27 protein-coding genes and 1 tRNA gene are annotated in these 22,650 nt (G+C 63.1%); 14 read left to right on the top strand and 14 right to left on the bottom strand.

The genetic code is table 11. The features are described 5' to 3' along the window. Positions 1-301: 301 nt before the first annotated feature. Both U5A56_RS22010 and U5A56_RS22005 read right to left on the bottom strand, forming a co-directional pair. The gene (locus tag U5A56_RS22010) at positions 302-922 is read right to left on the bottom strand and encodes a hypothetical protein (RefSeq protein WP_044845049.1); all 621 of its coding nucleotides are present in this window, start codon (positions 920-922) and stop codon (positions 302-304) included. Positions 923-1,115: 193 nt separating this feature from the next. Next, positions 1,116-1,532, bottom strand: a complete 417-nt coding sequence (locus U5A56_RS22005; protein WP_321924548.1) for a hypothetical protein — start codon at positions 1,530-1,532, stop codon at positions 1,116-1,118. Between the two features lie 326 nt (positions 1,533-1,858). Between U5A56_RS22005 and U5A56_RS22000 the strand changes: the two genes are divergently transcribed. Next, positions 1,859-2,323, top strand: coding sequence for a plasmid fertility inhibition factor family protein (locus tag U5A56_RS22000; RefSeq protein ID WP_044845051.1), 465 nt, complete (start codon positions 1,859-1,861; stop codon positions 2,321-2,323). A gap of 19 nt (positions 2,324-2,342) precedes the next feature. Here U5A56_RS22000 and U5A56_RS21995 read toward each other — a convergent pair whose 3' ends face one another. Beyond that, entirely contained in the window at positions 2,343-2,903 is a 561-nt protein-coding gene (locus tag U5A56_RS21995) for a GNAT family N-acetyltransferase (protein ID WP_321821255.1), read from the bottom strand. A 797-nt stretch (positions 2,904-3,700) separates the two neighbouring features. Between U5A56_RS21995 and U5A56_RS21990 the strand changes: the two genes are divergently transcribed. The 12 genes from U5A56_RS21990 (at position 3,701) to U5A56_RS21935 (ending at position 14,324) form a co-directional block, all read left to right on the top strand. Then, entirely contained in the window at positions 3,701-5,074 is a 1,374-nt protein-coding gene (locus U5A56_RS21990; RefSeq protein WP_321924545.1) for an integrase family protein, read from the top strand. Positions 5,075-5,158: 84 nt separating this feature from the next. Next, positions 5,159-5,428, top strand: a complete 270-nt coding sequence (locus U5A56_RS21985; protein ID WP_321924543.1) for a hypothetical protein — start codon at positions 5,159-5,161, stop codon at positions 5,426-5,428. 64 nt (positions 5,429-5,492) lie between these two features. After that, positions 5,493-5,960 carry a hypothetical protein gene (locus U5A56_RS21980; protein WP_321924541.1) on the top strand — a complete coding sequence of 156 codons (468 nt, stop codon included), beginning with the start codon at positions 5,493-5,495 and terminating at the stop codon, positions 5,958-5,960. Positions 5,961-5,987: 27 nt separating this feature from the next. Beyond that, positions 5,988-6,482 (top strand): hypothetical protein, encoded by a 495-nt coding sequence (locus U5A56_RS21975; RefSeq protein WP_321924539.1) that lies wholly within the window; start codon positions 5,988-5,990, stop codon positions 6,480-6,482. 138 nt (positions 6,483-6,620) lie between these two features. After that, positions 6,621-8,504, top strand: coding sequence for a hypothetical protein (locus tag U5A56_RS21970; protein WP_321924537.1), 1,884 nt, complete (start codon positions 6,621-6,623; stop codon positions 8,502-8,504). 129 nt (positions 8,505-8,633) lie between these two features. Next, a complete protein-coding gene (locus U5A56_RS21965) occupies positions 8,634-8,837 on the top strand; it encodes a DNA-binding protein (RefSeq protein ID WP_321924535.1) in 204 nt (67 codons plus the stop codon). A gap of 4 nt (positions 8,838-8,841) precedes the next feature. Then, the gene (locus tag U5A56_RS21960) at positions 8,842-9,285 is read left to right on the top strand and encodes a hypothetical protein (protein ID WP_321924533.1); all 444 of its coding nucleotides are present in this window, start codon (positions 8,842-8,844) and stop codon (positions 9,283-9,285) included. Beyond that, the gene (locus tag U5A56_RS21955) at positions 9,282-11,261 is read left to right on the top strand and encodes an AAA family ATPase (RefSeq protein WP_321924531.1); all 1,980 of its coding nucleotides are present in this window, start codon (positions 9,282-9,284) and stop codon (positions 11,259-11,261) included. The genes U5A56_RS21960 and U5A56_RS21955 overlap by 4 nt, the downstream gene beginning before the upstream one ends. A gap of 198 nt (positions 11,262-11,459) precedes the next feature. Then, positions 11,460-11,888: a single-stranded DNA-binding protein gene (locus U5A56_RS21950; protein WP_321924529.1), complete on the top strand. Its 429-nt coding sequence runs from the start codon at positions 11,460-11,462 to the stop codon at positions 11,886-11,888. Between the two features lie 75 nt (positions 11,889-11,963). After that, a complete protein-coding gene (locus U5A56_RS21945) occupies positions 11,964-12,425 on the top strand; it encodes a hypothetical protein (protein WP_321924526.1) in 462 nt (153 codons plus the stop codon). Positions 12,426-13,033: 608 nt separating this feature from the next. Then, entirely contained in the window at positions 13,034-13,768 is a 735-nt protein-coding gene (locus U5A56_RS21940; protein WP_321924524.1) for a hypothetical protein, read from the top strand. 292 nt (positions 13,769-14,060) lie between these two features. Continuing rightward, the gene (locus U5A56_RS21935; protein WP_321924522.1) at positions 14,061-14,324 is read left to right on the top strand and encodes a hypothetical protein; all 264 of its coding nucleotides are present in this window, start codon (positions 14,061-14,063) and stop codon (positions 14,322-14,324) included. Positions 14,325-14,455: 131 nt separating this feature from the next. On the opposite strand, the gene U5A56_RS21930 is transcribed toward U5A56_RS21935, so the two are convergent. The 8 genes from U5A56_RS21930 to ssuD form a co-directional block, all read right to left on the bottom strand. Next, positions 14,456-14,531 (bottom strand) — tRNA-His (locus tag U5A56_RS21930). Positions 14,532-14,595: 64 nt separating this feature from the next. After that, positions 14,596-15,582 carry a tRNA dihydrouridine(20/20a) synthase DusA gene (gene dusA, locus U5A56_RS21925; RefSeq protein WP_044845062.1) on the bottom strand — a complete coding sequence of 329 codons (987 nt, stop codon included), beginning with the start codon at positions 15,580-15,582 and terminating at the stop codon, positions 14,596-14,598. 126 nt (positions 15,583-15,708) lie between these two features. Beyond that, positions 15,709-15,963 carry a hypothetical protein gene (locus tag U5A56_RS21920; protein WP_124485687.1) on the bottom strand — a complete coding sequence of 85 codons (255 nt, stop codon included), beginning with the start codon at positions 15,961-15,963 and terminating at the stop codon, positions 15,709-15,711. Between the two features lie 55 nt (positions 15,964-16,018). Then, a complete protein-coding gene (locus U5A56_RS21915) occupies positions 16,019-16,216 on the bottom strand; it encodes a hypothetical protein (RefSeq protein ID WP_044845064.1) in 198 nt (65 codons plus the stop codon). Positions 16,217-16,357: 141 nt separating this feature from the next. Further along, on the bottom strand, positions 16,358-16,573 hold the full coding sequence (locus tag U5A56_RS21910) for a TOBE domain-containing protein (RefSeq protein ID WP_006400187.1): 216 nt from the start codon (positions 16,571-16,573) through the stop codon (positions 16,358-16,360). A gap of 57 nt (positions 16,574-16,630) precedes the next feature. Next, positions 16,631-17,590, bottom strand: coding sequence for an ATP-binding cassette domain-containing protein (locus tag U5A56_RS21905; RefSeq protein WP_124522225.1), 960 nt, complete (start codon positions 17,588-17,590; stop codon positions 16,631-16,633). Beyond that, positions 17,587-18,399 (bottom strand): aliphatic sulfonate ABC transporter permease SsuC, encoded by an 813-nt coding sequence (gene ssuC, locus U5A56_RS21900; protein WP_044845066.1) that lies wholly within the window; start codon positions 18,397-18,399, stop codon positions 17,587-17,589. Before ssuC ends, U5A56_RS21905 begins: the two co-directional genes overlap by 4 nt. Positions 18,400-18,415: 16 nt before the next feature. Then, positions 18,416-19,573 (bottom strand): FMNH2-dependent alkanesulfonate monooxygenase, encoded by a 1,158-nt coding sequence (ssuD, locus tag U5A56_RS21895; protein WP_044845067.1) that lies wholly within the window; start codon positions 19,571-19,573, stop codon positions 18,416-18,418. A 341-nt stretch (positions 19,574-19,914) separates the two neighbouring features. Here ssuD and U5A56_RS21890 point away from each other — a divergent pair, with 341 nt between their 5' ends. Further along, a complete protein-coding gene (locus U5A56_RS21890) occupies positions 19,915-20,343 on the top strand; it encodes a hypothetical protein (RefSeq protein ID WP_321924518.1) in 429 nt (142 codons plus the stop codon). Between the two features lie 117 nt (positions 20,344-20,460). Here the strand turns inward: U5A56_RS21890 and U5A56_RS21885 are convergent, their stop codons facing one another. From U5A56_RS21885 to U5A56_RS21875, 3 genes are read right to left on the bottom strand one after another with little or no spacing between them, the layout of a single operon-like run. Continuing rightward, on the bottom strand, positions 20,461-21,609 hold the full coding sequence (locus U5A56_RS21885) for an enoyl-CoA hydratase/isomerase family protein (protein ID WP_321924516.1): 1,149 nt from the start codon (positions 21,607-21,609) through the stop codon (positions 20,461-20,463). Between the two features lie 31 nt (positions 21,610-21,640). Then, complete coding sequence (locus U5A56_RS21880; protein ID WP_044845070.1) at positions 21,641-21,979, bottom strand: DMT family transporter; 339 nt, start codon at positions 21,977-21,979, stop codon at positions 21,641-21,643. Positions 21,980-21,982: 3 nt separating this feature from the next. Next, positions 21,983-22,480: a heme-degrading domain-containing protein gene (locus U5A56_RS21875; protein WP_321924514.1), complete on the bottom strand. Its 498-nt coding sequence runs from the start codon at positions 22,478-22,480 to the stop codon at positions 21,983-21,985. Positions 22,481-22,650 lie beyond the last annotated feature (170 nt).

Here is a 22,650-nt window from a genome sequence, read left to right as displayed (position 1 = left end):
CGGCCCCAAGCGATCGCTCACGCACGAGGAATGCGATTCATGCGGATCAGGCGAACGGATGCCGGGACGCGAAACGTCGTCTGCCGAACGCCTGTCCAGTTCCGCCGACGCGGCTTGCATGCGTCGTGCGGCCAAAAAGCCCCCGCTCCTGCGCGAGCGAGCGGGGTAACGGTTGACCGGGCCGGGGTAGAACGGTCAACCGGCCAGATTGTCATCGTGGCCCGTGCAACCGTCTGTGCGGCAACTCACCCTTTCAACCGGAAAGCCCGCCTGCGCCGGCACCGCATGCGGCACTTCGCGCTCAGCGCGCGACGCCGGCGAGTGGCGCGGCGACCACGACGATCACCGGGAACAACACGACGGCCCCGATCATCATCACGCCGTCGGCCGCCAGCGTGACCGGCGTCGCAAGCACGCGAACGGCCTTGTCGCCCTTCGTCAGGCGATCGTCGACCTCGATCGTGTAGGTATGGGAAAACGACGACCACGCCTTGCCCTGCTCAAACCCGTCGGCCCGATAGCGCGAACCGTTCAGCGCGCCTTCCATGCTCAGCTCGCCTTGACGGGACGTCGTAAAGCCGTCCGCCTGCGCACGCGCCCAATCGTCGTCCGTCATGCCGGCGCGGGAAAGCACGAGCCGGTATTCGCCCGAGATCTTGCTGCCCTGCGCGACGAATCCATAGAGCGCCGCCTGGATCGACTTCCGGTAGGACGAAGCCAGCACGGCGCCGAGATGCGCGGGCATGTCGAAGATGTAGTGATACTGGTTGCCGAGCACGACGAATTTCTTGCCGTCCTCGCTGACGAGGAATCGATCGACCGTCTCTTCGTATCGGCCGTTTTCGAACAGCATCGCGGTACATCCTGCCAGACTGGCGGCAGCGACGATCGCGCCGGAGGTCAGCAGCGTTCTTCTTTTCATGTTTCAAGTCCGGATTTTTTTGATTTATATCGGCGATTTTCAAATCGCGCGCCAGTCTCCGGTATCGCGCATGCATCGTCAAAGCGGCGTGATGCCGCTTTCCGTGAATCCGCGCTTTTCTTTCCGGATTTTCGTGAAACGACGTTTCACGATCCAACCCACTCTTGCTGGATGGAACGGTGCAAATCCGACGCTACGCCGGGCCGTCCGTGAACCATTCCGCAATCATGTCGATCCAGTCGAGATCGCTGGCGATTTCGACGACGACGTCGCTGATGGTTTCTTCGACTGAAGAATCGCTGGCGACCGCACTGGCGGTACCCGCGGCAGCACCTGCTGCGACCACCTTCGCAGCTGGGATTTCGACGAGCGGCGCGCCCCGCGGGCTGACCAGCTGCTCCAGCCAGTCGACGATACTGGCGCGCGCGTCGTCCTCGTCGGCGAAGTCGGTGCGCTTCAGAAAACGGTCGAACACGACCCATGCGAGCGTCTTGCTTCGGGAAACGGAATCCAGTTGCCATTCGGTCACGGCGACCCGCCCCGTTTCCCGGGTTTCGAGCGTCGCTGTGAAGCGGTAATCGAGATATTCGATCTCAAGTTCAGGCGACATGATTTTCTGCGGCTACTCCGCTCTCTCGGTTCTTATCGATGTGCCGCGCCAGTCCGGTTTCACGCGCCGCGTGAATCTTGTGTGAATTCCGGACCGCGCGTCATGCAGACAGGCAGTATCGCGATATTCTCGCAAGCTGTCGACCGCGACTGAAAATGCATGGCCGCACCCGTCCAGTAACCGATACCCGTTATGTGATCGATTCCGCGCCGCGTTCTTTCGCGCATGATGCCGCCGGCTCGATTCCGGGTATCCGCCTGCTCCGCGGCCGCAGCCGCGCTGCTACACTCCGGCCACAAAAAACACTTGCACCACCTCAGGAAACAATGACAGTCGCTCGGGCACAACATGACGGCGTCGATGTCTGGATCATCCAGCTTCCGGGACACCCCGCCTATGCCTATACACATCTCAAGCGGGTATTCGCGTCCGACGACTCGCGGCATCGCGTCGTGACGGTCGACCTGGCGAAGCTGCTCGCGTGCGCCGATCGCGACACGACCGACTATGTGCTGCCGTCGGTTCAATACTGGGCGCCCGGCAAGGCTGCCGGCATCCGCGATTTCCTCGATCCGGCCGAAGCCCGGATTCCCGACATGCCGTTCATCACGTTTCGCGAGACGAGAACGCGGACGCTGCTTGGCCTTCCGGGCCTGTCGAAAGTCGGCATCGCGTCGTTCCGGAACGGTCAGCATCGCGCGCGCTATCTGGCATTTGCAGGGGCAACGAGCCTGCCTGTCGAGGTGCATGAAACGGAGGCAGATTTGCTCGTGCGGTATTGCGGCGAGTAGCGGACGCGCCGCTTCATCTTCAGCGGCATCGGTCGTGCAGCGTGCAGCCTTGGGGTTCGGTGCCGGCATCGATCACGTAGATCCGGTCGGCGACCTCCGTGCGGCCGATGAAGCTGGTTTCGACGCCTGCCAACCGCCAGCCGTTATGCTCGTAGAAGCCGATCGCGCGAACGTTGCCGTCGAGTACCGAAAGATGAACCTTGTCCTCGCCGATATGGCGGGCCCATGCGCGAACGGCTTCGATCATGCGCTTGCCGGTACCGCTTCCGTGATGCGCGGGATGCACATGAAGGCAATCGAGCAGGACGCCGCGCGCCGGATCGACCGGCCTTTCGGCGCTGACGAAACCGACCGGCGCCCCGTCGGACTCGGCGATCAGCACGAGGCCCCACTCCGCTTCGGCGCGGTCGAAATAGTTTCGCCACCGCGTCGCGTGCTCCGTCGGCACCTCATCGGCGAGATAGGCCGCCGGCAGGATATGGCTATAGGCGTTCTGCCAGCTCAGCGTGTGCAAACGAGCGATGTGTTCCGCGTCGTGTGGTGTCGCGTTGCGCAGCGTGATGGTGCGGTTTTCCAGCATGCGAGGGTCGCTCTCGTTGTGCGATGGAGGCAGGGAAAGTGTAGCAATCGCGACGTTTCAGCGGCGGGTTGCATAGGGAATCGTGTGCGGCAGTGCGCGTCATGCCGTGGTAATCGCGTAGTTCACCGTGACGCCTGCCGCTTTCTCCAGTTCCTCGACAGCAGCGCCGCCAAAAAAAATGTCCCGACGCCTTCCGGGGCGTCGGGACCGAACGGCCCTGCAAAGCTAAGGGCACGAGGAATCGATACATTACACGAATGTAAGACTATTAAGCATTGGCGGCTCGTGCCAATTCATTGGTTTAATCCGCCAATCTGCGAGACGATGAGCGAAGCCGGTCGCCGCTTCGCTTCGCGGGCTCATGAGCAGCGGCCGCTTGATGGATCGGCCACGCGCGAGTGACGTGGCTCGGCGCGCAGTCTCAATATCGAAACGGCTTTCGTCGGCTGACGCGAAATGGATGAATGGCGAGCAGAACGCTCTGGAAATGGCGCGACTCGAATCGATGCAATCGCATCGAATTTTCCGCACAAAACAAAACAGGCGCCGAAGCGCCTGTTTTGTTTGAGAATTTTGGGGTGGCTGATGGGACTCGAACCCACGACAACAGGAATCACAATCCTCTAAATACAGAATTCCTTGATGTTGACCTAGATTTACGAGACTCACTGAATCCCAGTGCTGTCGGGCTCTCCAGCGAAAATTGCCTACACATTCCTGTTGAACTACGTTGATTGATTGACCTATACTTTGCCTACATGGTGCCTACATGGATTTGGCCCCAACAGGAACAGGTAATGGCAAAGGTCAATTTCACTGCGGAGCGCGTAGCCTCGTTCGAAGCAGTGCCAGGCAAGACGCAGACGATTTACTGGGACGCGAAGGCTCCTGGGCTCGGCCTGCGCGTGACGCCCGCAGGCGCGCGTTCATACATCTACGAATCCCGCCTGTTCGGCAAGACAGTTCGCATCACCATTGGCGACTCACGTGCATGGACGCTTGGCAAGGCCCGCACTGAGGCAGCACGCCTGAAAACGGTAATCGATGACGGGAAAGACCCGCGCGAGCAGGTAGCCGAGCAGCGCGCCGCCCATGAGGCCCGAAAGGTGGAGGCTCGCCGCAAGGACGTAACGTTGGCGGAAGCCTGGAAGGTGTATATCGAGGCTCGCCGCCCGAAGTGGAGCGAGTTGCATTACCGCGACCATGTAACGCTCGCCAGCGCTGGCGGTCAGCCGAAGAAGCGTGGTAAGGGACTGACCGAACCGGGCCCGCTCGCAGCGCTGATGCCACTGAAGCTATCGGACCTGAGCGCCGAGCGCATGGGCGAATGGCTGGCGGATGAGGCCGCCCAGCGTCCGGCTCGCGCCCGCCTGGCCTTTAACCTGTTGCGCATCTTCGCAACGTGGTGCGAATCGAAGGCCGAATATCAGGCGCTCATCGACCCGCAGGCCGTTGCCACGCGCCTTTCGAAAGACGCTCTCCCGAAGCAGGCCGCAAAGACGGATTCCATTCAGCGCGAGCAACTGGCCGCGTGGTTCGGTGCGGTCCGCCAGCTAAGCAACCCAGTCATGGAGGCGTATCTTATTGGCCTGCTACTGACCGGCGCGCGTCGCGAGGAACTGGCTGAGCTTCGTTGGGACGATGTGGACTTCCGGTGGCGCAGCCTGCACCTGAAAGACAAGGTGGAAATTGAGACCGGCCGGATTATTCCCCTGACACCGTATTTCGCCACCGTGCTGCTCGAGCTGAAGCGTATCAACGACACACCGCCGAACGTGCGCCAGATGCGCAGCCTAGAGGCCAAGGGTGAAACGTGGCAGCCGTCGGAATGGGTATTCGCCAGCAAGACTTCGGGTGATGGCCGGCTCGCCGCGCCGAACAGCGCCTTGCATCGCGTCTGCGGGATTGCCGGTATCGCACCGGTGACGCTGCACGGTCTGCGTCGGTCATTTTCGAGCCTTGCGGAATGGACGGAACTCCCGTCCGGCATCAAGGCGCAAATTATGGGTCACAAGCCGTCTGCCATTGCGGAACGTCATTACAACGTGCGTCCGCTGGACCTGTTGCGCATGTGGCACGACAAGCTAGAGGCGTGGATCCTCGATGAAGCCGGCGTTGAATTCACGCCGGAACCGGAGAGGCCGGGACTAAAGGCAATTACCGCCGCCTGACGGTATCAGGCAAAGCGGCGGCGCGGGTGCTGGAACACTTCGCGCCGCCTGACCATAACACGACCTATTAGGGAGGTCCGTATCATGGCTAAGCTCAATTCTACGTCTCGCCCCGCCGCCGTCGCTCAGTTTCCAACCGTCCAACGGGCGAAGGGCCGTCGGCGTACGCGTCCGATTGCCGGTCACCCCCTCGCTCCGGTTTTGCGTCTTGTGGCGAACGAGAATCACCGGGAGCCTCAATACGGATACGAAGCGGAAGCTCAAAAGCTTTACGACGACATTTCATCCGTGGCGCAGCACATCATCAAAATCGCCGACATCCTGGCCGAAATAAAACTGCCACGGCAGGTGTGATATGCGGCCGACCATGCTTCTCGCGTGCATTGCGCGCGCCCTGTAACTTGCCAAGGGGCCGACCATGAGGCTCGAACAATACGAAACGCGCGACCGTGCTTACGGCGTATGGCATCGCGCACCTTCGATTCGCCGATATTTGCAGGCGACCCAAGCCGAATCGCTGACGATGGTTGACCTCGATTCGGTGCTGTTCACGGAGTACGACAACGGCGCCAAGGTTCCATTGGCATTGGTTGAGGTGGCTCGCGACATCGGGCAGGAGAAGCCGGCCGGCGTGATACAGCATCTCGCGCAGCTTGCCAATGTGCCCGCCTACGTCGCTTTATACACGCCATCCGATTCGGCTAATCCGACCAACCCAAACTGGTCGGACATCATGGCATTCCGCGTAAAGCGCCTATGGCCCCGCCCCGAACCTGGCTGGCGCGTGCTCTCTCCCGCGCAATGGGCGCGAGCGCTGGTGCAGATCCGCGGATGGCAGATGCAGCGTTTTGAAGCCCGCGAGGCTGCAAACGACGACCGATACTGAATGGTGTCATTCTCTAGGAGAGGTACCATGAGCAACGCAGTGATTCATCAAGAAGCTCGTCCCGCCAATGCACTTTCGGACCTGAGGGCCAAGGCCAGATTGGCTTGGTCTTACAAGGTCGCGAGCAACTACGCGGACGGCTGCCGGAGTGGCGCCGCGGCGGCAATCGCCTACATGCAGTACTCAAAGGCGCGCGAGGATTCTGGTGGCGGCACCCTCCAGCAAGCCGCAATCCACTTTGCCGAAGCATTACGCGAAGCAAGAACCAAAGACGAAATGGATGCGATTCGCGGCAAGATGGTCGGCTTCTTCTCAGAAATCGACCAGTGGGTTGATTTCGCCGCAAAGCATGCAGTCAGCACATCTATGGACGAACCGTTTCACGCCATCAAGGCAATATTGGACGACTCCGCGTCAGGCGCTGCGAGGCACCAGTTGGAAGAATATCTGGCGAACATTCGCGGCAACCGCGCTCGCGCCGCCGCAACCGCGCGGCGGAGCAAGAACAAACGTAGCGTTTGACAAGCTTGCCTCTGCCTAGCTCGACGGGGCGAAGAGCCGGACACCTTCACCGGCCTGGCAGGGGCTCCAGATTGAAGGTTCGCACGTGAAGGTGTGCGGATGACAAAACCGAATTGGCCCCACTGGGCAGACCCGGACATGGAATTCTGGACGCCCGAACAGGCAATCTGCCTGTCGCTGGACATCGACCCGGACCAGCCCGTTCCCGAACATAAGCGCACGCGCTACGCGCAATGGTTGCGCGAATTGCTGGGCGCCATCAAGGCAAAGTCCGAACACCTGAGGGTGCGGAATGGGGAAATCAGGCGATTTGAATTTGTGTTTTGGGCGAGCCAGTGCAAAGAGTGGCCGGACTTGCCGCCTGAACTGCTGAGTATTGCAGAGCTACCCATTCCAGAGATAGGCGAGCCGCGCCAAGCGCCGCATGCTGCGGACCGGGTTGATACCCGTGACAACCAGTGGCGGAATTTTTCTCTGGAGGATGGTGATGCGCCGGCCATCGACTGTGAGAAATACATTGAAGCGCTCGTCCGCGCGAAATACCAGGACGGTCCCGACCTGGCTCCCGAAGAGAACGACGCCATCCGCGAGGCAGGGGCCGAAGTATTGCGCCAGTCCGTCGAAGGGGCGGCGCGTCAGGGCGTACTGCAACCGCGCGGGCGTGACATGCTGCCTATGCCATCCGGCATCCCAGTGCGCGAGCGGTTCGAGCCATTCAGCAACTTGTACTTTGAGCGTAAGTCGTTCGTTGCGTTCGCGAATGACGCATGGCTCGTTCGTAAAGCCGAGGACGCCCATGCGGCGGAGGGCGTAGGCCTGCCCGCAGAGCGAATCACTGTTGAAGACCTGGCGTGGATGATTGCAGTGCAGCGTGCCGACCGGGGCATCAATCACGCGCACGGCCTTGACGAGCGGGACGGTCTGCGCCGCACAATCGAAATCGCCCTGCATGTACGGGGATGGCCTCCGGAAGGCATTCCCGGCGTTATCCCGCAGATAGCCGAAATGGCCCTAGCCAAACAAATCACTTTACACGGTCCTATCGAGGATGAAGTGCCGGAAGCCCATGAGATTTCAGCTTCTCCGGCTGCCTGGTCGCTTACTGCCGACGACGCACAAAGAGTGCTGGCGTCCTTGTGCCACTCCGTTCGCCGCTACACGGTCGCGGACGCTGCGGACATCCTTGCCAAGCTAGCTCACCCGAACGATTACATCGCCGAGTACGCGCTGAAGACCTCGTTGATTGCGCGCATGGAAGACGCCATGCAGAAAGACGAGTTGGTTCCGAACGAGCGGCGAAAAGATGGTGAGGTGCTGCTAAACGAATACAGCATCGATGAGTGGCTGGGGCGCGAACAGATACCAATGCGCCTGAACCCGGCCACGCAGACGAATATTGAGCAGGCCGAGATGGAAGCTGCCGGCCGGCGCCGGATTGATGACGTGGTCGGGATCCTCGCCAAGGAGACAGGCACCGAGGCGGCGCGCTGGGAGTCTACGCTTGTGGCCGAAATCAGGGGCGGCGCGCTGCCATTGAAGAATCCGCGCGACCCTGGGGACTTCCTGCCTTATGCCGTGCCGAAGAATCTCCGCACGTTCTATGACCGTGTGGACATTGCCGACGTGAACAAGCTACTCGACTCGCGTTCTGATTGGCGCGTGACATATCGCTTTTCAGTTGAGCCGCCGCCAGCATTGCCGAAAGAGCCAGACAGCCGGGTTAACGACACGGGTACAGATGTCGCGGACGACGCTCCTGGCACCAAGTCCGTTATCGGTTGGCGGGTTGCCGCAGAGAAGCAATTGGACAAACTGATGGTGGCGCACGGAGGAATATATCCGGGCCACAAGGTCGCGCTCAGGTGGTTCAAAGCCAACGATGTAGAAGCGGCCTTCGTTCCCGACGACAAAGACGACGAGTTCACGTGGGTCAAAGCTGATGGCAAGCGAGTTACCTCAGCCTTGAAGACGTTTCAGAACGGCATGGCGGACATCCTTAAGTCCAGGCAGATTCCCGACTAGCGCTCGACATTCCCGGTCGGGTTCCCGACCGGCTTCCCATTCCCAGTGGGAATCATAAGGCGCATAGGTAATCGGCAAATTGCACTCCAAGCGATTCGCGTTGAGTCGCGCAAACTTGGAGTGCATCACATGACTGCGCAACAACTTACGGGGACTCAGACGCGCCGCCCCATCACGACCGATGAGCTGGCTGCGCTGCTTAGCATTCGCCCGCAGTCCATCCGCAAACGCTATTGCCAGACCGGCGCGTACTTCTCGCTGCGCCCGGTCAAGCTGCCGAATGGTCGCCTGATGTGGCCAGCCGATGCCCTCGACAAACTGGCGGAGGGTTGAGGCGATGAAAAAAGAAAACGCCCGCCAACCGAAGCAGACGAGCGCGAACGAACATCGCAATTCTAACGGAGCCCTGCCTACACGCGTCAATACCGTCACGGCGTCGTTTCTGGCTGAATTGCTGGAAGGCAATGCACTGACCGGTATGGAAGCCGTGTTTCGCCAATCGACAACGAGAGCTGCCGCATGGGTGCACTACCTGGAAGGCAAATACGGGTGGACCATCGAGCGCCGCGAAATTGCAGACGGCACGAACGACGGCCGCATCTCGTGGGTAACGCGCTACTGGCTCAGTGACGAATCCCGTGAGGCTGCGTTTGCCGCTGGCGCACGTGGATGGATTGACCGGGTGCAAGCCGCCGTCAGCAAGCGACGTGCGAATGCCGGCGAGGTAAAAGCGTTGGCCGCTCGCATCAATGCACGGCGTGACATGCGAGGTGCTGCATGATGAATGGTCACGACGCCGCGCGCGCACGTGACGCCCTGTTCTCGCTCGATGCCGGGTGCCCGCGCAGTGAGTGGGTGAGCGCCGGCATGGCAGCGAAGGCAGCCGGCCTGTCCGAGGCTGATTTCCTCGAGTGGTCGGCGACCGGCGCCAATTTCGCTGGAGAACGTGACGCAAAGTCCGCCTGGAAGAGCTTTAAGCAGGATGGCGGTATTGGTCCGGCCACGCTGTTCAGAATGGCGATGGATGCCGGCTGGCGTGATATGCACCCGCGCAACGTCACGCCGGCGGCGCGCGTACCGGTCGCGAAGCCGTCGAACGTCGACACGCCCCGGAAGCCGCGCACCGACCTGGCCGCGACGTTCGACAGCTATCCGGCCGCAAGCGCCGACCATCCCTACATCGTTGCGAAACGCGGCAAGCCGGACGGCCTACACGTGGTACCGAAAGACGACACGCTCACCATAGGCGGCCAGCGCGTCGCCGGCTGGCTGGCGGTGCCGGTTCGCTCGTTCGACGGCATGCTCTGCACGGTCCAATTCGTTCCGCCGCCGGGTGCCGGGAAGAAGCTCAACGCACCGGGCGCGTCGTTCAACGATGGCTTGTTCATGGTCGGCGACATCACACCGGATGGAACGCTATACGTATGTGAGGGCATCGGGCAGGCATGGGCATGCGCCAAGGCGGACTATCATGCCGCCGCCGCGGTCACGTTCGGCTCTGGCCGCACTCGCTCCATCGCGAAGGTGCTGCGCAAGCGGTTTCCGGCGGCGCGCATCGTCATCGTGCCGGACCGCGGCAAAGAGGCGGACGCCGAAACCATCGCCCGCGAGCTTACCGGCGCGTGGGTCGAATTGCCCTCGGACAAGCCGGCGAACTATGACGCGAACGACTACGAGGCCCAGCACGGCATCGACGCACTGGCGGATCTTCTCCGCGCCGCCAAGACACCGCCGATGCGGTATCGGCTCCAATCGGCCGACGACCTGCTCACCGCGCCGCCGCTTCGCTGGATGGTTCAGGGCGTATTGCCCGCATCCGGGTTCGCTGCCGTGTACGGGCCTTCTGGCTCCGGCAAATCTTTCCTAGTGCTCGACCTCTGCTCCGCCGTCGCAGCAGGTGCCGAATGGTTCGGGCGACGCGCACATGCTGGTCCCGTGACCTACGTATGTCTCGAGGGCGAGGCGGGCTTAAGCAAGCGGGCACGCGCATGGAACGCGCATCGCGGAATGCCACTGCCGGACCGCTTGAACTTCGTCACCCAGCCGGTCGACTTGCGTCAGCCTGAAGACGTTGCCGACCTGTGCGCGGCGGTACTGTCGGCGGGTGGCCGCGACGGGCTGCTCGTCATCGACACGCTGAACCGTGCAGCGCCAGGCACTGACGAGAACTCCAGCGTCGACATGGGCCATCTCATTGAGGCGTGCAAGGAGGCGCAGCGCCGGCTCGGCGGCGTGGTGCTGCTCGTCCATCACACCGGCAAGGATGGCACGAAGGGGCTCCGCGGTCATAGCAGCCTGTATGCCGCGCTCGACGCCGCCATCGAGGTTTCACGCAATGACGGGCGCCGTGAGTGGAGCGTCGCCAAGAGCAAGGACGACGCCGACGGTGGGCGCAATGCGTTCGCTCTGCGCGTGGTGGAACTGGGCGACGACGAGCACGGCGAACCGGTTACCTCGTGCGTTGTCGAGCCCGACGAGAGCACCAAGGAGGTAGCGCGCGTGAAGCTTCCGCAAGGTGGCAACCAGCGCATCGCATTAGACGCCCTCGCCGAACCTCTGCGCCAGTCCCAGGACTTCGGTAAAGGCGACGCGCCACCGACGCACCCTTGCATCGAAATCGAGGCGGCTGTCCGGTTGGTGGCGTCAAGCCTGACCTGCGAGCCACGAAAGCGAAACGAGCGTGCCAGGGCGGCCGTGACCGGCCTTGTAGCGAACGGAATCTATGGCTCCAAGGACGGCTGGCTATGGCGCAAGTAACCCACCTCCCTGCCCATCCCGGAGTCCGTCCCGTTCCCGCCCGTATCTATATATACGGAGCGGGAGAAAACGGGACCCAGAAACTCCCGAAACGGGACAAAACGGGACATTTCGGGAATCAAAACCGCGAAGGATCCGCACTAGCGCGGACGTGTATCGATAACTTGGGCGGCGATAGCTGCCTACTGGAGGTGAACGATGATTGACGGCCTGGTGAGCGGGAAGCTGTACGGGACGGCGGCAAGCCGGACGGGTCAGAGCGGCACTCAGTTTGTGACCGCCAAGGTGCGCGCTGCCGTGAACGATAGCGAAGCGCTGTTCGTGAACGTGATTGCGTTCGCAGATGATGCCCAATCAGCCCTACTGGCGCTCAATGACGGCGATTCCGTGGCACTGGCCGGTTCCCTGACACCGAAGGTATGGACGGACAAGCACGGTAACGCAAAGCCGGCGCTCGACATGGTGGCGCACGCGGTGCTGACCGCATATCACGTGAAACGCAAGCGCGCCGCCGTGCAGGGCGACGGTAACGGAACCGAGCGTACCGGCCGCCGACCGGCGAACGGCGCCGAACAGGCGAAGCAGATGTATGGCAACGGGCCTGACGACATGCAGGATGACCTGTAACGCCGCCTCTAAAGTAGAGAGAAATAGTGAAACCCCAAGCGCTTTACGCGCTTACATGATAGTAAGGATAACTTTATGACGCTCCCCGCATCCTTCCCGCTTTCAATGTCGCAAATCGCGACCGAACTTGGCCGCACCTTGCCGCTCTCGCTGCTCGATTCATGGGTGCTCGCGCTGGCCGGTAAGAGCGGCGCACCGGTCAGCTTCAGCGATTTGTTCGGCAAGACCGGACGCTTCGATGGAGCCTTGACGGGTCAAGGCAGCGGATCCCTCGTCTTCGTGAATTTCCCGGCATCGACGCCGTTATTTGACATTGCTCTGGTTTCGCTGGTGCAGGACGCAACGCCGCACACGATTCTGACGACTTCGGCTGCATCGGCATATTGGTCCGGGAACATAAAGGCCATCAACAACACGACTGGCGTCAGCGTTGTCATGCCGAAATTCAGCGCAACGCAATGGGTAGCGTCATCGACTCCCGCGAACCTGATACGAAGCGGCCATACCGACAGCTTCACGATATTGCCCTCCGCCTAATGGGGCGGGAAGATGGCCCGATTGCCTTGACTGAGAACAGACCAAAAACAGGCGGCGCGCTGTCTGCTTCAACAGGCGAAAACAGGCGGCGCGTTTGGCTAGTAACAGCCAAAAAACAGCCAAAAAACAGCCAAACAGCGAATGCTTTGAAATCAATCAAAGGAAATCAAACGCCAGACAGAGTCAGCCTGCAAAATGCTTGCAGAATCATCTGGTTGGCACGACGGGACGGAATCATTCTCGGACCAGTACGCGCGCACGCGCGCGCGAGGGGCGAATTTTCCGAGTCCATAAAAAGGCCATGAGTTTTCGGACCAATACGCGCGTGCGCGCGCGAAGCGCATGGAAAGCCGCGGTAAGTTATCGGTAAAAAACCGGTCGATACCGTGGGAGCACCAAAAGGTAATGGTCGAAATTGGCACCGACGTTACGGCCTGAAACGGGAAGCTACCCGCCGCTACCCGAATTCGCGAAGCGATACGCGCGCGTGCGCGTGAGACTCAGGCTCGTGTTTTCTTGCAGAACCCGCAGATTCCGCATCTGATTTTCTAGTTTTTTCCTAGTATGAATTACTGCCGCTCGGGCAGTTAATTAAAAATGGGGACGCTATGAAAATCAGAACCGCGATTGGGGTGGCCGTGACTACCTTTTTGGCAGCGTGCGGCGGTGGCGATGGCGGAGGAAGTGGCAGCACGTCCGCGCCGGTCCAGAATCAGGACTCGCAGGGCTTCTGGCAGGGGACTACAAGCAACGGGCGGAACGTCTCCGCTCTCGTGCTCGAAACGGGGCAATATTTCGCAGTGTATTCGACCAACGACGTTGTGGACGGGATGTTCGAAGGCACGTTCTCGACAAGCGGCAACACAATCACCGACAAGTCATCCTTGGACTTTGCGATTGGCGTTGGTGTAATTCCCGCCTCCATTACCGGCTCCGTCACCACGAAGCAGTCCATCAACGGCACGGTCAGCGAATCGAACAACTCGGTGACGTTCAGCGGCAACTACAACGCGGCGTATGACACGCCCGCCACGCTCTCACAGGCCGTCGGCACCTGGTCAGGACACTCCAGCGGCACAACCGTCGCCACGAGCTTAACTGTCACGTCGACCGGCTCTTTCACGGGGACCAGTGGAACCTGCACGTTCAGCGGCTCGGTCGCGCCGCGCGCCACCGGAAAGGCCGTGTTCGATGGCACCGTCACGTTCAATGACGCTTCGTGTCAGCTAGGCGCAGGCGCGTCGCTCGGATTTGAGGCCGTGGTCTCCGGTACGCAGCTAATCGCTGCGGGTATCAATTCGTCGAGAACGAACGGCTTCATTTTCATCGGCGCCAAGAGTTGACCGATGGAGCGGTGGGCTTTCGGGTCCACCTCTCTCTCAAGAGCGCGCCGCGCGTGTACACGAATCCGCGTCTTGCTGACGATGAAAAAAGTGAACGCCGCGCGCGCTTGATGAATACCTGGCGCCATCTCGCCTCGGGTATGGCCTAAGGCCAATCATTGGACCGTGTGTAGGAGGTCGCGCAGGCTGTAGTTGGCGCACCTCTCCGACGTTAGAGAAGAGTCATGCAGGGTGCCCGAGCTATCCGACTTCCGGTGTATTCTGGCGCCGGCTGGATTAGCGGGAACACAACATGAAGAAAATCGGAAGCTTTGTATTCTGGGTCATTGTCGCGCTGGTGCTCGTGCGCGCTTATTACTCGGCCGATTTCGTCGCGTGGCGCGAAAGGCTCGTGTGCACATACAAAGACCCGTCCGGCGATTGCCTGTCAGAGGATGAGCATATTAGGCGAATTGCGCACGATGCGGCAGTGGACGCTATTGCCGATTGGCGGGCCGAATGCTCCGGGCTCTACAGTTCAACCAACCCGGATTGCTCGTTGTTCCACCGCAATTAGAGTGAACGGACGCTAGGCTCCAACCTTCCATACTGGCGGCGCGTTGACGGCAAATGCCTACATGGTGCCTACACGAACTCCAGAAAGCAAAAAGCCCAGTCGCAATGACTGGGCTAAGTGCTTGAATTTGTTGGGGTGGCTGATGGGACTCGAACCCACGACGACAGGAATCACAATCCTGGACTCTACCAACTGAGCTACAGCCACCACTGATACTGCTTTGTTTCTTCGCTGTTTCGTTTCGTTTCGTGTTCAGCAGCGAAGAACAAGATTATACGAAGACTTTTCCGTCTTGCAAAGCATTTTTTTCAAAAATTTCTTCGGCGTCGTTCAGATGCGTGCGCGCCTCGTCGAACACGGCCAGATCGCCGCGCGCGAGCTTCTTGTTGTCGGACAGCACACGACGCCAGCCGCGCGCACCCGCGACGCCACGATAGAGCCCGAGAGCATGCCGCACGATCGCGCCGAGATACGTGCCGCGCTTCAGTTCCGCCGCGCAGTATTCGATCAGTTTCGCCTCGGCCTCTTCGCGCGTCGGCACCGCCGCAGTCGAGCCGTAGAAGCGCGCATCGACACCCGCGAGCACATACGGGTTGTGATAAGCCTCGCGGCCGAGCATCACGCCGTCCACGTGCTCGAGATGCTGCGCGACTTCGTCGAGCGTCTTGATCCCGCCGTTGATCACGATCTCCAGCGACGGGAAATCGCGCTTCAGTTGATACGCATAGTCGTACTTGAGCGGCGGGATCTCGCGGTTCTCCTTCGGCGACAGCCCCTTCAGGATCGCATTGCGCGCGTGCACCACGAACGTTTCGCAGCCCGCCTCCGCCACCGTGCCGACGAAGTCCCGCACGAACGCATAATCCTCGACCGCGTCGACACCGATCCGGTGCTTGACCGTGACCGGCACCGACACCGCATCGCGCATCGCCTTCACGCAGTCGGCAACGAGTTGCGGCTCGTTCATCAGGCACGCGCCGAACGCGCCGCGCTGCACGCGCTCGGACGGACAGCCGCAATTCAGGTTGATCTCGTCGTAGCCCCACTGCTCGCCGAGTTTCGCGGCGCGCGCGAGATCGTCCCGTTCGCTGCCGCCCAGTTGCAGCGCGACCGGCGATTCGTTCGGCGTGAACGCGAGATGCCGCTGGGCGTCGCCGAACAGCAGCGCGCCCGTCGTGATCATTTCCGTATACAGCCACGTGTCGCGCGTCAGCGTGCGATGGAACGACCGGCAATGACGGTCGGTCCAGTCGAGCATGGGCGCCACGGAAACGCGGCGGGGAGGAAGCGAGGACGGTACGGACATGGAATTCGGGGCAGCAAGCGGCGCGGGAAACAACCCGGCATTTTACCGCAACGCGACCAGGCCGGCCCGGCAGCCTGGCTAGACCGGCCCGCCGTCGCCCAGTTCGACGTCGACGGCCCGCCGCGCCTCGTCAAGTACGCGCTCGATCACGCGCCGTTCGGTCAGCAGCATCCCGTCGACTTTCACGAGCCGCCAGTCGATCCGCACGGCCGAGCCCTGCAGCACGCGGTAGTGCGCATGCTCGCCGTCCCACACCTGCTCGGTCTTCACCTCGATCTCGTAGCCGCGGTACGGCTCGCTGAAATCGCCGAGATCGCTGCCTCTCGGTTCCATCGCTCGCTCCGTGGCGACACGGCGCCAGGCCGCCGCGGCGGCCGGCGCCGTGCGCTCAATCGTATTCGTTGGACAAAACGGATTTGCCATCGGCGGTCAGGTCGACACGGTCGGCCGCCGCCTGGTAGATCAGCCCTTCGTTCAGCAACGCATAGACGACGTCGTCGAACGCGGCAGGGACCGGCCGGCTGTCGCCGAACTGGTCGATCCACTTCAGCGCCACGATGGCTTCGGGAGAAAGGATGGGGGTCATGCGTGGGCCTCCGGCGTCGGTGTCGTTCCATCCTAGCACTTCGTCCTGACGCCGAATACCGAGGCAAACGCTCGACCGTGAAACAGAGGCGCCGCGGACGGCCAGACGACCCGTCCGCGGCGCCCTGCACCGGAAACGCGCTCAAAGGCGCGCGATCGACACCTCGGTGGATTTCACGAGCGCGACGACTTCCGCGCCGACCTTCAGTTCGAGTTCGTCGACCGAGCGCGTCGTGATTACCGACGTGACGATGCCGAACGGCGTCTCGACGTCGACCTCGGACACCACGGGCCCGCGAATGATCTCCTTCACCTTGCCTTTGAACTGGTTACGCACGTTGATTGCAGTGATGCTCATCGGGTTGATCGCTCCGAAGAAAAAAGTCTGAGAACGGGCGGCCGGTGCCGCCCGGATTTATACGGCCCAGCGAATCTGCCCGACCGGTCGTACGTGCTCCACCTCAGGCACCGCACCCTGCTCGCCCCCGCCCGGCCCACCGGCGAGTACGCGTTGCAGCACACGGTCTTCCAGCGCCGCGAATGCGGCCGACGCGCGCGCACGCGGCCGGTCGAGCGGAACGGACTGATCGAGGGCGACGCGCCCTTGCTCGATCAGCAGGATCCGGTCGCCGAGCGCGACGGCTTCCTGCACGTCGTGCGTGACGAGCAGCGCGGTGAACCGGTGCTCGCGCCACAAGCGCTCGATCAGCGCATGCATCTCGATGCGGGTCAGCGCGTCGAGCGCGCCGAGCGGCTCGTCGAGCAGCAGCAATTGCGGCCGGTGCACGAGCGCGCGGGCGAGCGCGACCCGCTGCCGCTGGCCGCCCGACAGCTGGGCGGGCCAGTCATTCGCGCGCTCGAGCAGCCCGACTTCGTCGAGCACCGCGCGCGCCTGGTCGCGTGCCCCGCGGCCCAGGCCCAGCATCACGTTCTGCAGCACGGTCTTCCACGGCAGCAGTCGCGCATCCTGGTACATGATCCGGGTGTCGAGCGTGCCGCCACCCTCGCCGCGCGTCACGAGCGCACCGCTGCTCGGCGCCTCGAGCCCCGCGACGAGACGCAGCAGCGTGGATTTTCCGCAGCCGCTGCGGCCGACGATCGCGACGAAGCTGCCGCGCGCGATGCCGAGTTCGACGTTGTCGAGCACGGTGCGCGTGCCGAAGCGCTTGCTGACGCCCGACAGCGTCACCGCGTCGTCGGCTGCCGGGCTGCCCGCGCGCCGCCGCGCGAGCGGAACGACGGATGCACCGCCGTCCCGATCGACGATCGCCGCATCGCGTGCGTCGTCGTCCGTCACGCGTGCCTGTACCAGTTCGGCCTCGAGGTCTGCGCCGGCGAGCGGGCCGTAGGCGGCCGCCGAAGTCGTCGCATTCATGCCTTTGCTCCTGATTGATAAGCGGGGTGCCAGCGCAGCGTCACGCGCTCGATCCATTTCGCCAGCACGTCGGCCAGCTTGCCGAGCACCGCATACAGCAGGATGCCGACCACCACCACATCGGTTTGCAGGAATTCGCGCGCGTTCATCGTCATGTAGCCGATGCCCGATTGCGCGGAGATCGTTTCCGCGACGATCAGCATCACCCACATCAGCCCGAGCGCGAAGCGCACGCCGACGAGAATCGACGGCAATGCGCCGGGCAGGATCACGTCGCGATACAGCGCGAAGCCGCGCACGCCATAGCTCTTCGCCATCTCGATCAGGTTCGCGTCGACCGAGCGGATCCCGTGATACGTATTGATGTAAACCGGGAAGAACACGCCGAGCGAAACGAGGAACAGCTTCGCCTTCTCGTCGATGCCGAACCACAGGATCACGAGCGGAATCATCGCGAGCGCGGGGATGTTGCGGATCATCTGGATCGTCGAATCGAGCGCGACCTCCGCCGCTTTCGACAGGCCGGTCGCGAGCCCGAGCGCGAGACCCACGCCGCCGCCGATCGCGAAGCCGAACAGCGCGCGCCAGGTACTGACCTTCACGTTCGCCCACATCTCGCCCGACGTCACGAGCGACCACGCGGCACGCACGACCGCCAGCGGCTCGGGCAGCACGCGGGTCGACAGCCAGCCGACGCGCGCGCCGACCTCCCATGCGGCCAGCAGCGCGAGCGGCACGAGCCACGGCGCGATGCCGCGCCAGGCGCGGGCGGCCACGGCGGCACCCGTCGTCGACGTTTTCGTTGTCATCGCAGGCCTCCTTCGTTCAGCTCTGGCTCGCCTTCGGCAGGTAGTTGTTGCCGACGATCTCGCCGAACGGCCCCGACAGCGGGCCGGACGGACGCGCCGCGCCCTTGCCCTTGATCAGCGGGAACACGAGCTCGGCGAAGCGGTACGACTCCTCGAGGTGCGGATAGCCGGACAGGATGAACGTCTCGATGCCGAGATCCGCGTATTCGCGCATGCGTTCCGCGACCTGCTCGGGGTTGCCGACGAGCGCGGTACCCGCGCCGCCGCGCACGAGACCGACACCGGCCCACAGGTTCGGATACACCTCGAGCGCCTCGCGGCCGCCGCGCTTGCCGCCGTGCAGCGCGGCCATCCGGCGCTGGCCTTCCGAATCCATGTTCGCGAATGCCTGCTGCGCGCGGGCGATCGTCTCGTCATCGAGACGGCTGATCAGGCGGTCGGCATCGCGCCACGCCTCGTCCTCGGTCTCGCGCACGATCACGTGCAGGCGGATGCCGAACTTGATCTTGCGGCCGCGCGCCTCGGCGCGGGCGCGGATGTCGGCGATCTTCTTCGCGACGGCCTCGGGCGGCTCGCCCCAGGTCAGGTAGGTGTCGATGTGATCCGCGGCGATCGCGTGCGCGGCCGGCGACGATCCGCCGAACCACAGCGGCGGATGCGGGCGCTGCACGGGCGGATACAGCGCCTTGCCGCCCTTCGACTGAAGGTGCTTGCCGATGTAGTCGAAGCCGCCGTTATCGTGCGAGGCGGACAGCAGTCCGCGCCAGATGTTCAGGAAGTCGTCGGTGATTTCGTAGCGCGTATCGTGATCCGCGAACAGCCCGTCGCCTTCGAGTTCGGCGGCATCGCCGCCCGTCACGACGTTGATCAGCAGGCGGCCGCCCGACAGGCGGTCGAACGTCGCGGCCATCCGCGCCGCGAGACCGGGCGATGCGATGCCGGGACGCACGGCGACCAGGAACTTCAGACGCTGCGTCGCCGGAATCAGGCTCGACGCAACGACCCACGCATCCTCGCAGGAACGGCCGGTCGGCAGCAGCACGCCTTCGTAGCCGAGCGTGTCGGCCGCGACGGCGATCTGCTTGAAATAATCGTAATCCGCGGCGCGCGCGCCTTCGGCGGTGCCGAGATAACGGCTGTCGCCGTGCGTGGGAATAAACCAGAAAACATTCATCTGCTGCTCCTGCTTGACTGTCCTTGCCGGAATCTGGATAAAACGAAGCCCTGCTCGCGTCGCGAATCAGCGACGCATGCATGGTGTGCATTCGAATCGGGATGGCTCGCCGGTCAGGCCGTGCCGCGGACGAGTACGCGATTGCACGGCTGTTTCTGGGAAATCAGTCTATGGATCGGTGCAGGGCTTTGGAACGATTTTTTTGAGCTTAGGTTTTCCGCTTTCGTGATTAGCACGACGCTCCAGCGAATATCGCATCGGCCGGGCCCTATAATGACGCACCTATCCGAACAACTTCGCGCGGCCGGCCCCGGCCGGCCGCGCCTGCAATACGCTCATCGATGCAGAAAGTCATCCTGCCGTTCCTGTCCGGCTTCCTGGCCGCCCTCTTCTTTCGCGAAGCGACGCTCGCGCTGCTGCATACGGCCGACCTGATCGCCGCAGCCGGGTTCTCCACACAACCGTTCGCGCCGCTCGGCATTCCTGAATTTGTCGCGAACGCGCTGATCAGCGCGTGCTGCGCGATCCCGATGGCGTGGCTGCTGCGCGTGTCGCCGGAGCGCGAAGCGCCGTGGATCGGCTCACTGGTGTTCGGCGGCATCGTGCTGACGGCCGCCCGCGTGTTCGCGATCGATCCGCTGCGCGGGATCTGGCCGTCGGGCAACATGATGCCGGTGCTCGCCGCCGGTTTCGCCGCGAACGCGGTGTGGGGTTTCGGTGCGCTGGTGTTCATGCGCGCGTTCATGTCGGACGACGCCGGCGACGAATGACGCACGGCTTGCGGCGAGGCCCCGGCCCTGCCGCCGAGCCGGATCGGCATCCGCAAACGCAAAGGCCGCCTGCACATGCAAGCGGCCTTTTTGCTTTTCGCTTCGATACCGCGCGCGTCAGTCCTTCAGGTTGCGCAGCGGATGCGTGTCGGACGTCCACGGGCTGTCGAACATCGCGAGCACGTCGGCCCGGTCGATATCGGCCGTCGACTTGAAACGCCAGACCGGCTGTTGATCCTTGTCGACGATCAGCGCGCGCACGCCTTCGATCACGTCGCCGTGCGCGAACGTCGAACGCGTGAGGTCGAGATCGCGCCGCAGGCAATCGGCCATCGTCGCGCCGCGCGCGCGCTCGACGACTTCGAGCGACACGGCCATCGACAGCGGCGACAACTGGCTGCGCATCGCGTGGGTCGCCTTCTCGACCCATCCGTCGATGGCCGCGCAATCCTGCTCGGCGTCGAGCGACGCCAGGATCGCGCCGATATCGGGCTGCGCGAAATGCCGGTCGATCCCGGCGCGCGCGTCGGCCAGCGCCGACGTGTCGGGCGTCGGCACGACCTTGTGCGCGGCAGCCGCGTCGGCCACGCACGCGACGGCCTGCGCGCCGCTGTCGATCCGCGCGCTCTGTAGCGTATCGAGCAGCGCCGGCAGCGCGGCGTCAGGCAGGTATACGTCGGCGAGCTGCGCATACAGTGCGCCGGCCGCGTCGAGCGTCGCGCCGGTCACCGCGAGATAGCGGCCGAGCGCGCCCGGCGTGCGCGCGAGGAACCAGCTCATCCCGACGTCCGGGAACAGGCCGATGCGCGTTTCGGGCATCGCCATCTTCGTCGAATCGGTGACCACACGCAGGCCGCCCGTATGCCGCGCCGCCTGCGAAATGCCCATGCCGCCGCCCATCACGACGCCGTGCATCAACGCGATGTACGGTTTCGGATAGGTGAAGATCGTATGGTTGAGCGTGTATTCCTCGATGAAGAACGTGTCGACCGCATCGCGATCGCCGCGCTGCCACGCAGCGTGGAAGAAGCGCACGTCGCCGCCCGCGCAGAACGCGCGCGGATGCGGGCTGTGCACGACGACAGCCGCCACCTCCGCGTCGTCGCGCCATGCATCGAGCGCCTGCTGCATCAGTCGGATCATCCCCACCGACAGCGCATTCAGCGCCTTCGGCCGGTTCAGTTCGAGATAGCCGATGCGGTTCGCGACATACGCGCGCACGTCGGGCTGGGCGGCTTCGGCGGAAGCGGCAGTGGAATCGGTCATGTGAGCCATCCGGCGTATCGCGAGCGCACGCTCAGTGCGCCTGCATCTTCGAGAACAGGTTCAGCACCACGACGCCCGAGACGATCAGCCCGAGGCCGATCACGGCCGGCAGGTCCGGCACCTGGCGATAGAGCAGCATCGCGACGAGCGTGATCAGCACGATGCCGGCCCCCGACCACACCGCATAGATGATGCCGACGGGCATCGTGCGCAGCGTGAGCGACAGACAGTAGAACGCGATGCCGTAACCGGCCACGACGAGCGCCGACGGCCAGAAGCGCGTGAAGCCGTCCGCCGCGCGCAGCGCGGACGTGCCGACCACTTCCGCGACGATCGCGATCGCGAGCCATGCGTAACCCGGAATCTGCATCGCTCAGCTCCTTGCAAGTGCCAGCACGGCATAGTCCTGCCCGAGCTCGGCGCACAGGGCTTCGACGACGAACTCGTGATCCGCGCGCTGCGGCAGCCCCGATGTGGTGATCGAGCCGATCACGCCGGCCCCCGCGACGGTCAGCGGAAACGCGCCGCCGTGCGGCGAATAGTCGGAGATCGCAAGCCCGTGCTTGTCGGCGAGCGTGGCGCCGGCCTGCTGCATGCGCAGGCCGATCGCATACGAACTGCGGCGGAAGTGCGCGACGACGTTGCGCTTGCGGCGTACCCAGTCGGCGTTGTCCGGCGTCGCGCCGGCGAGCGCCGCATAGAACAGCGGCTGGCCGAACGTGACGATGTCGATCGCGATCGCATGGCCGCGCGACGTCGCGAGCGCATGCATCCGGTTGCCGAGCGCCCAGGCGCGAGCCGGGTCGAAATGGGGAAACACGAGCGCCTGTTCCTGCGCGCCGATCGATTGCAGATCGTGAGCGATGTCCATGAATCCGTCGATGCAGTAGTGAGTGTTGCAACGGCACCGACGCGATCGCGCGCGACGCCGCTGCAGGCGTGAACGACACAAGCAAACCGCTCGATTCTAGCGCACGCGCCTGCGTACCGGCCCTGCCGGCGTCCCGCCGGCGCTTGAAACGCGATTGTCAGAAAGTGCTT

The sequence above is a fragment of the Burkholderia sp. BCC1998 genome (assembly GCF_905339875.1).
In the GTDB taxonomy this organism is placed as follows: Bacteria; Pseudomonadota; Gammaproteobacteria; order Burkholderiales; family Burkholderiaceae; genus Burkholderia.
The sequence above is the reverse complement of the archived record's forward strand: the minus strand, read 5'-3'. Positions and strand labels throughout refer to the sequence as shown.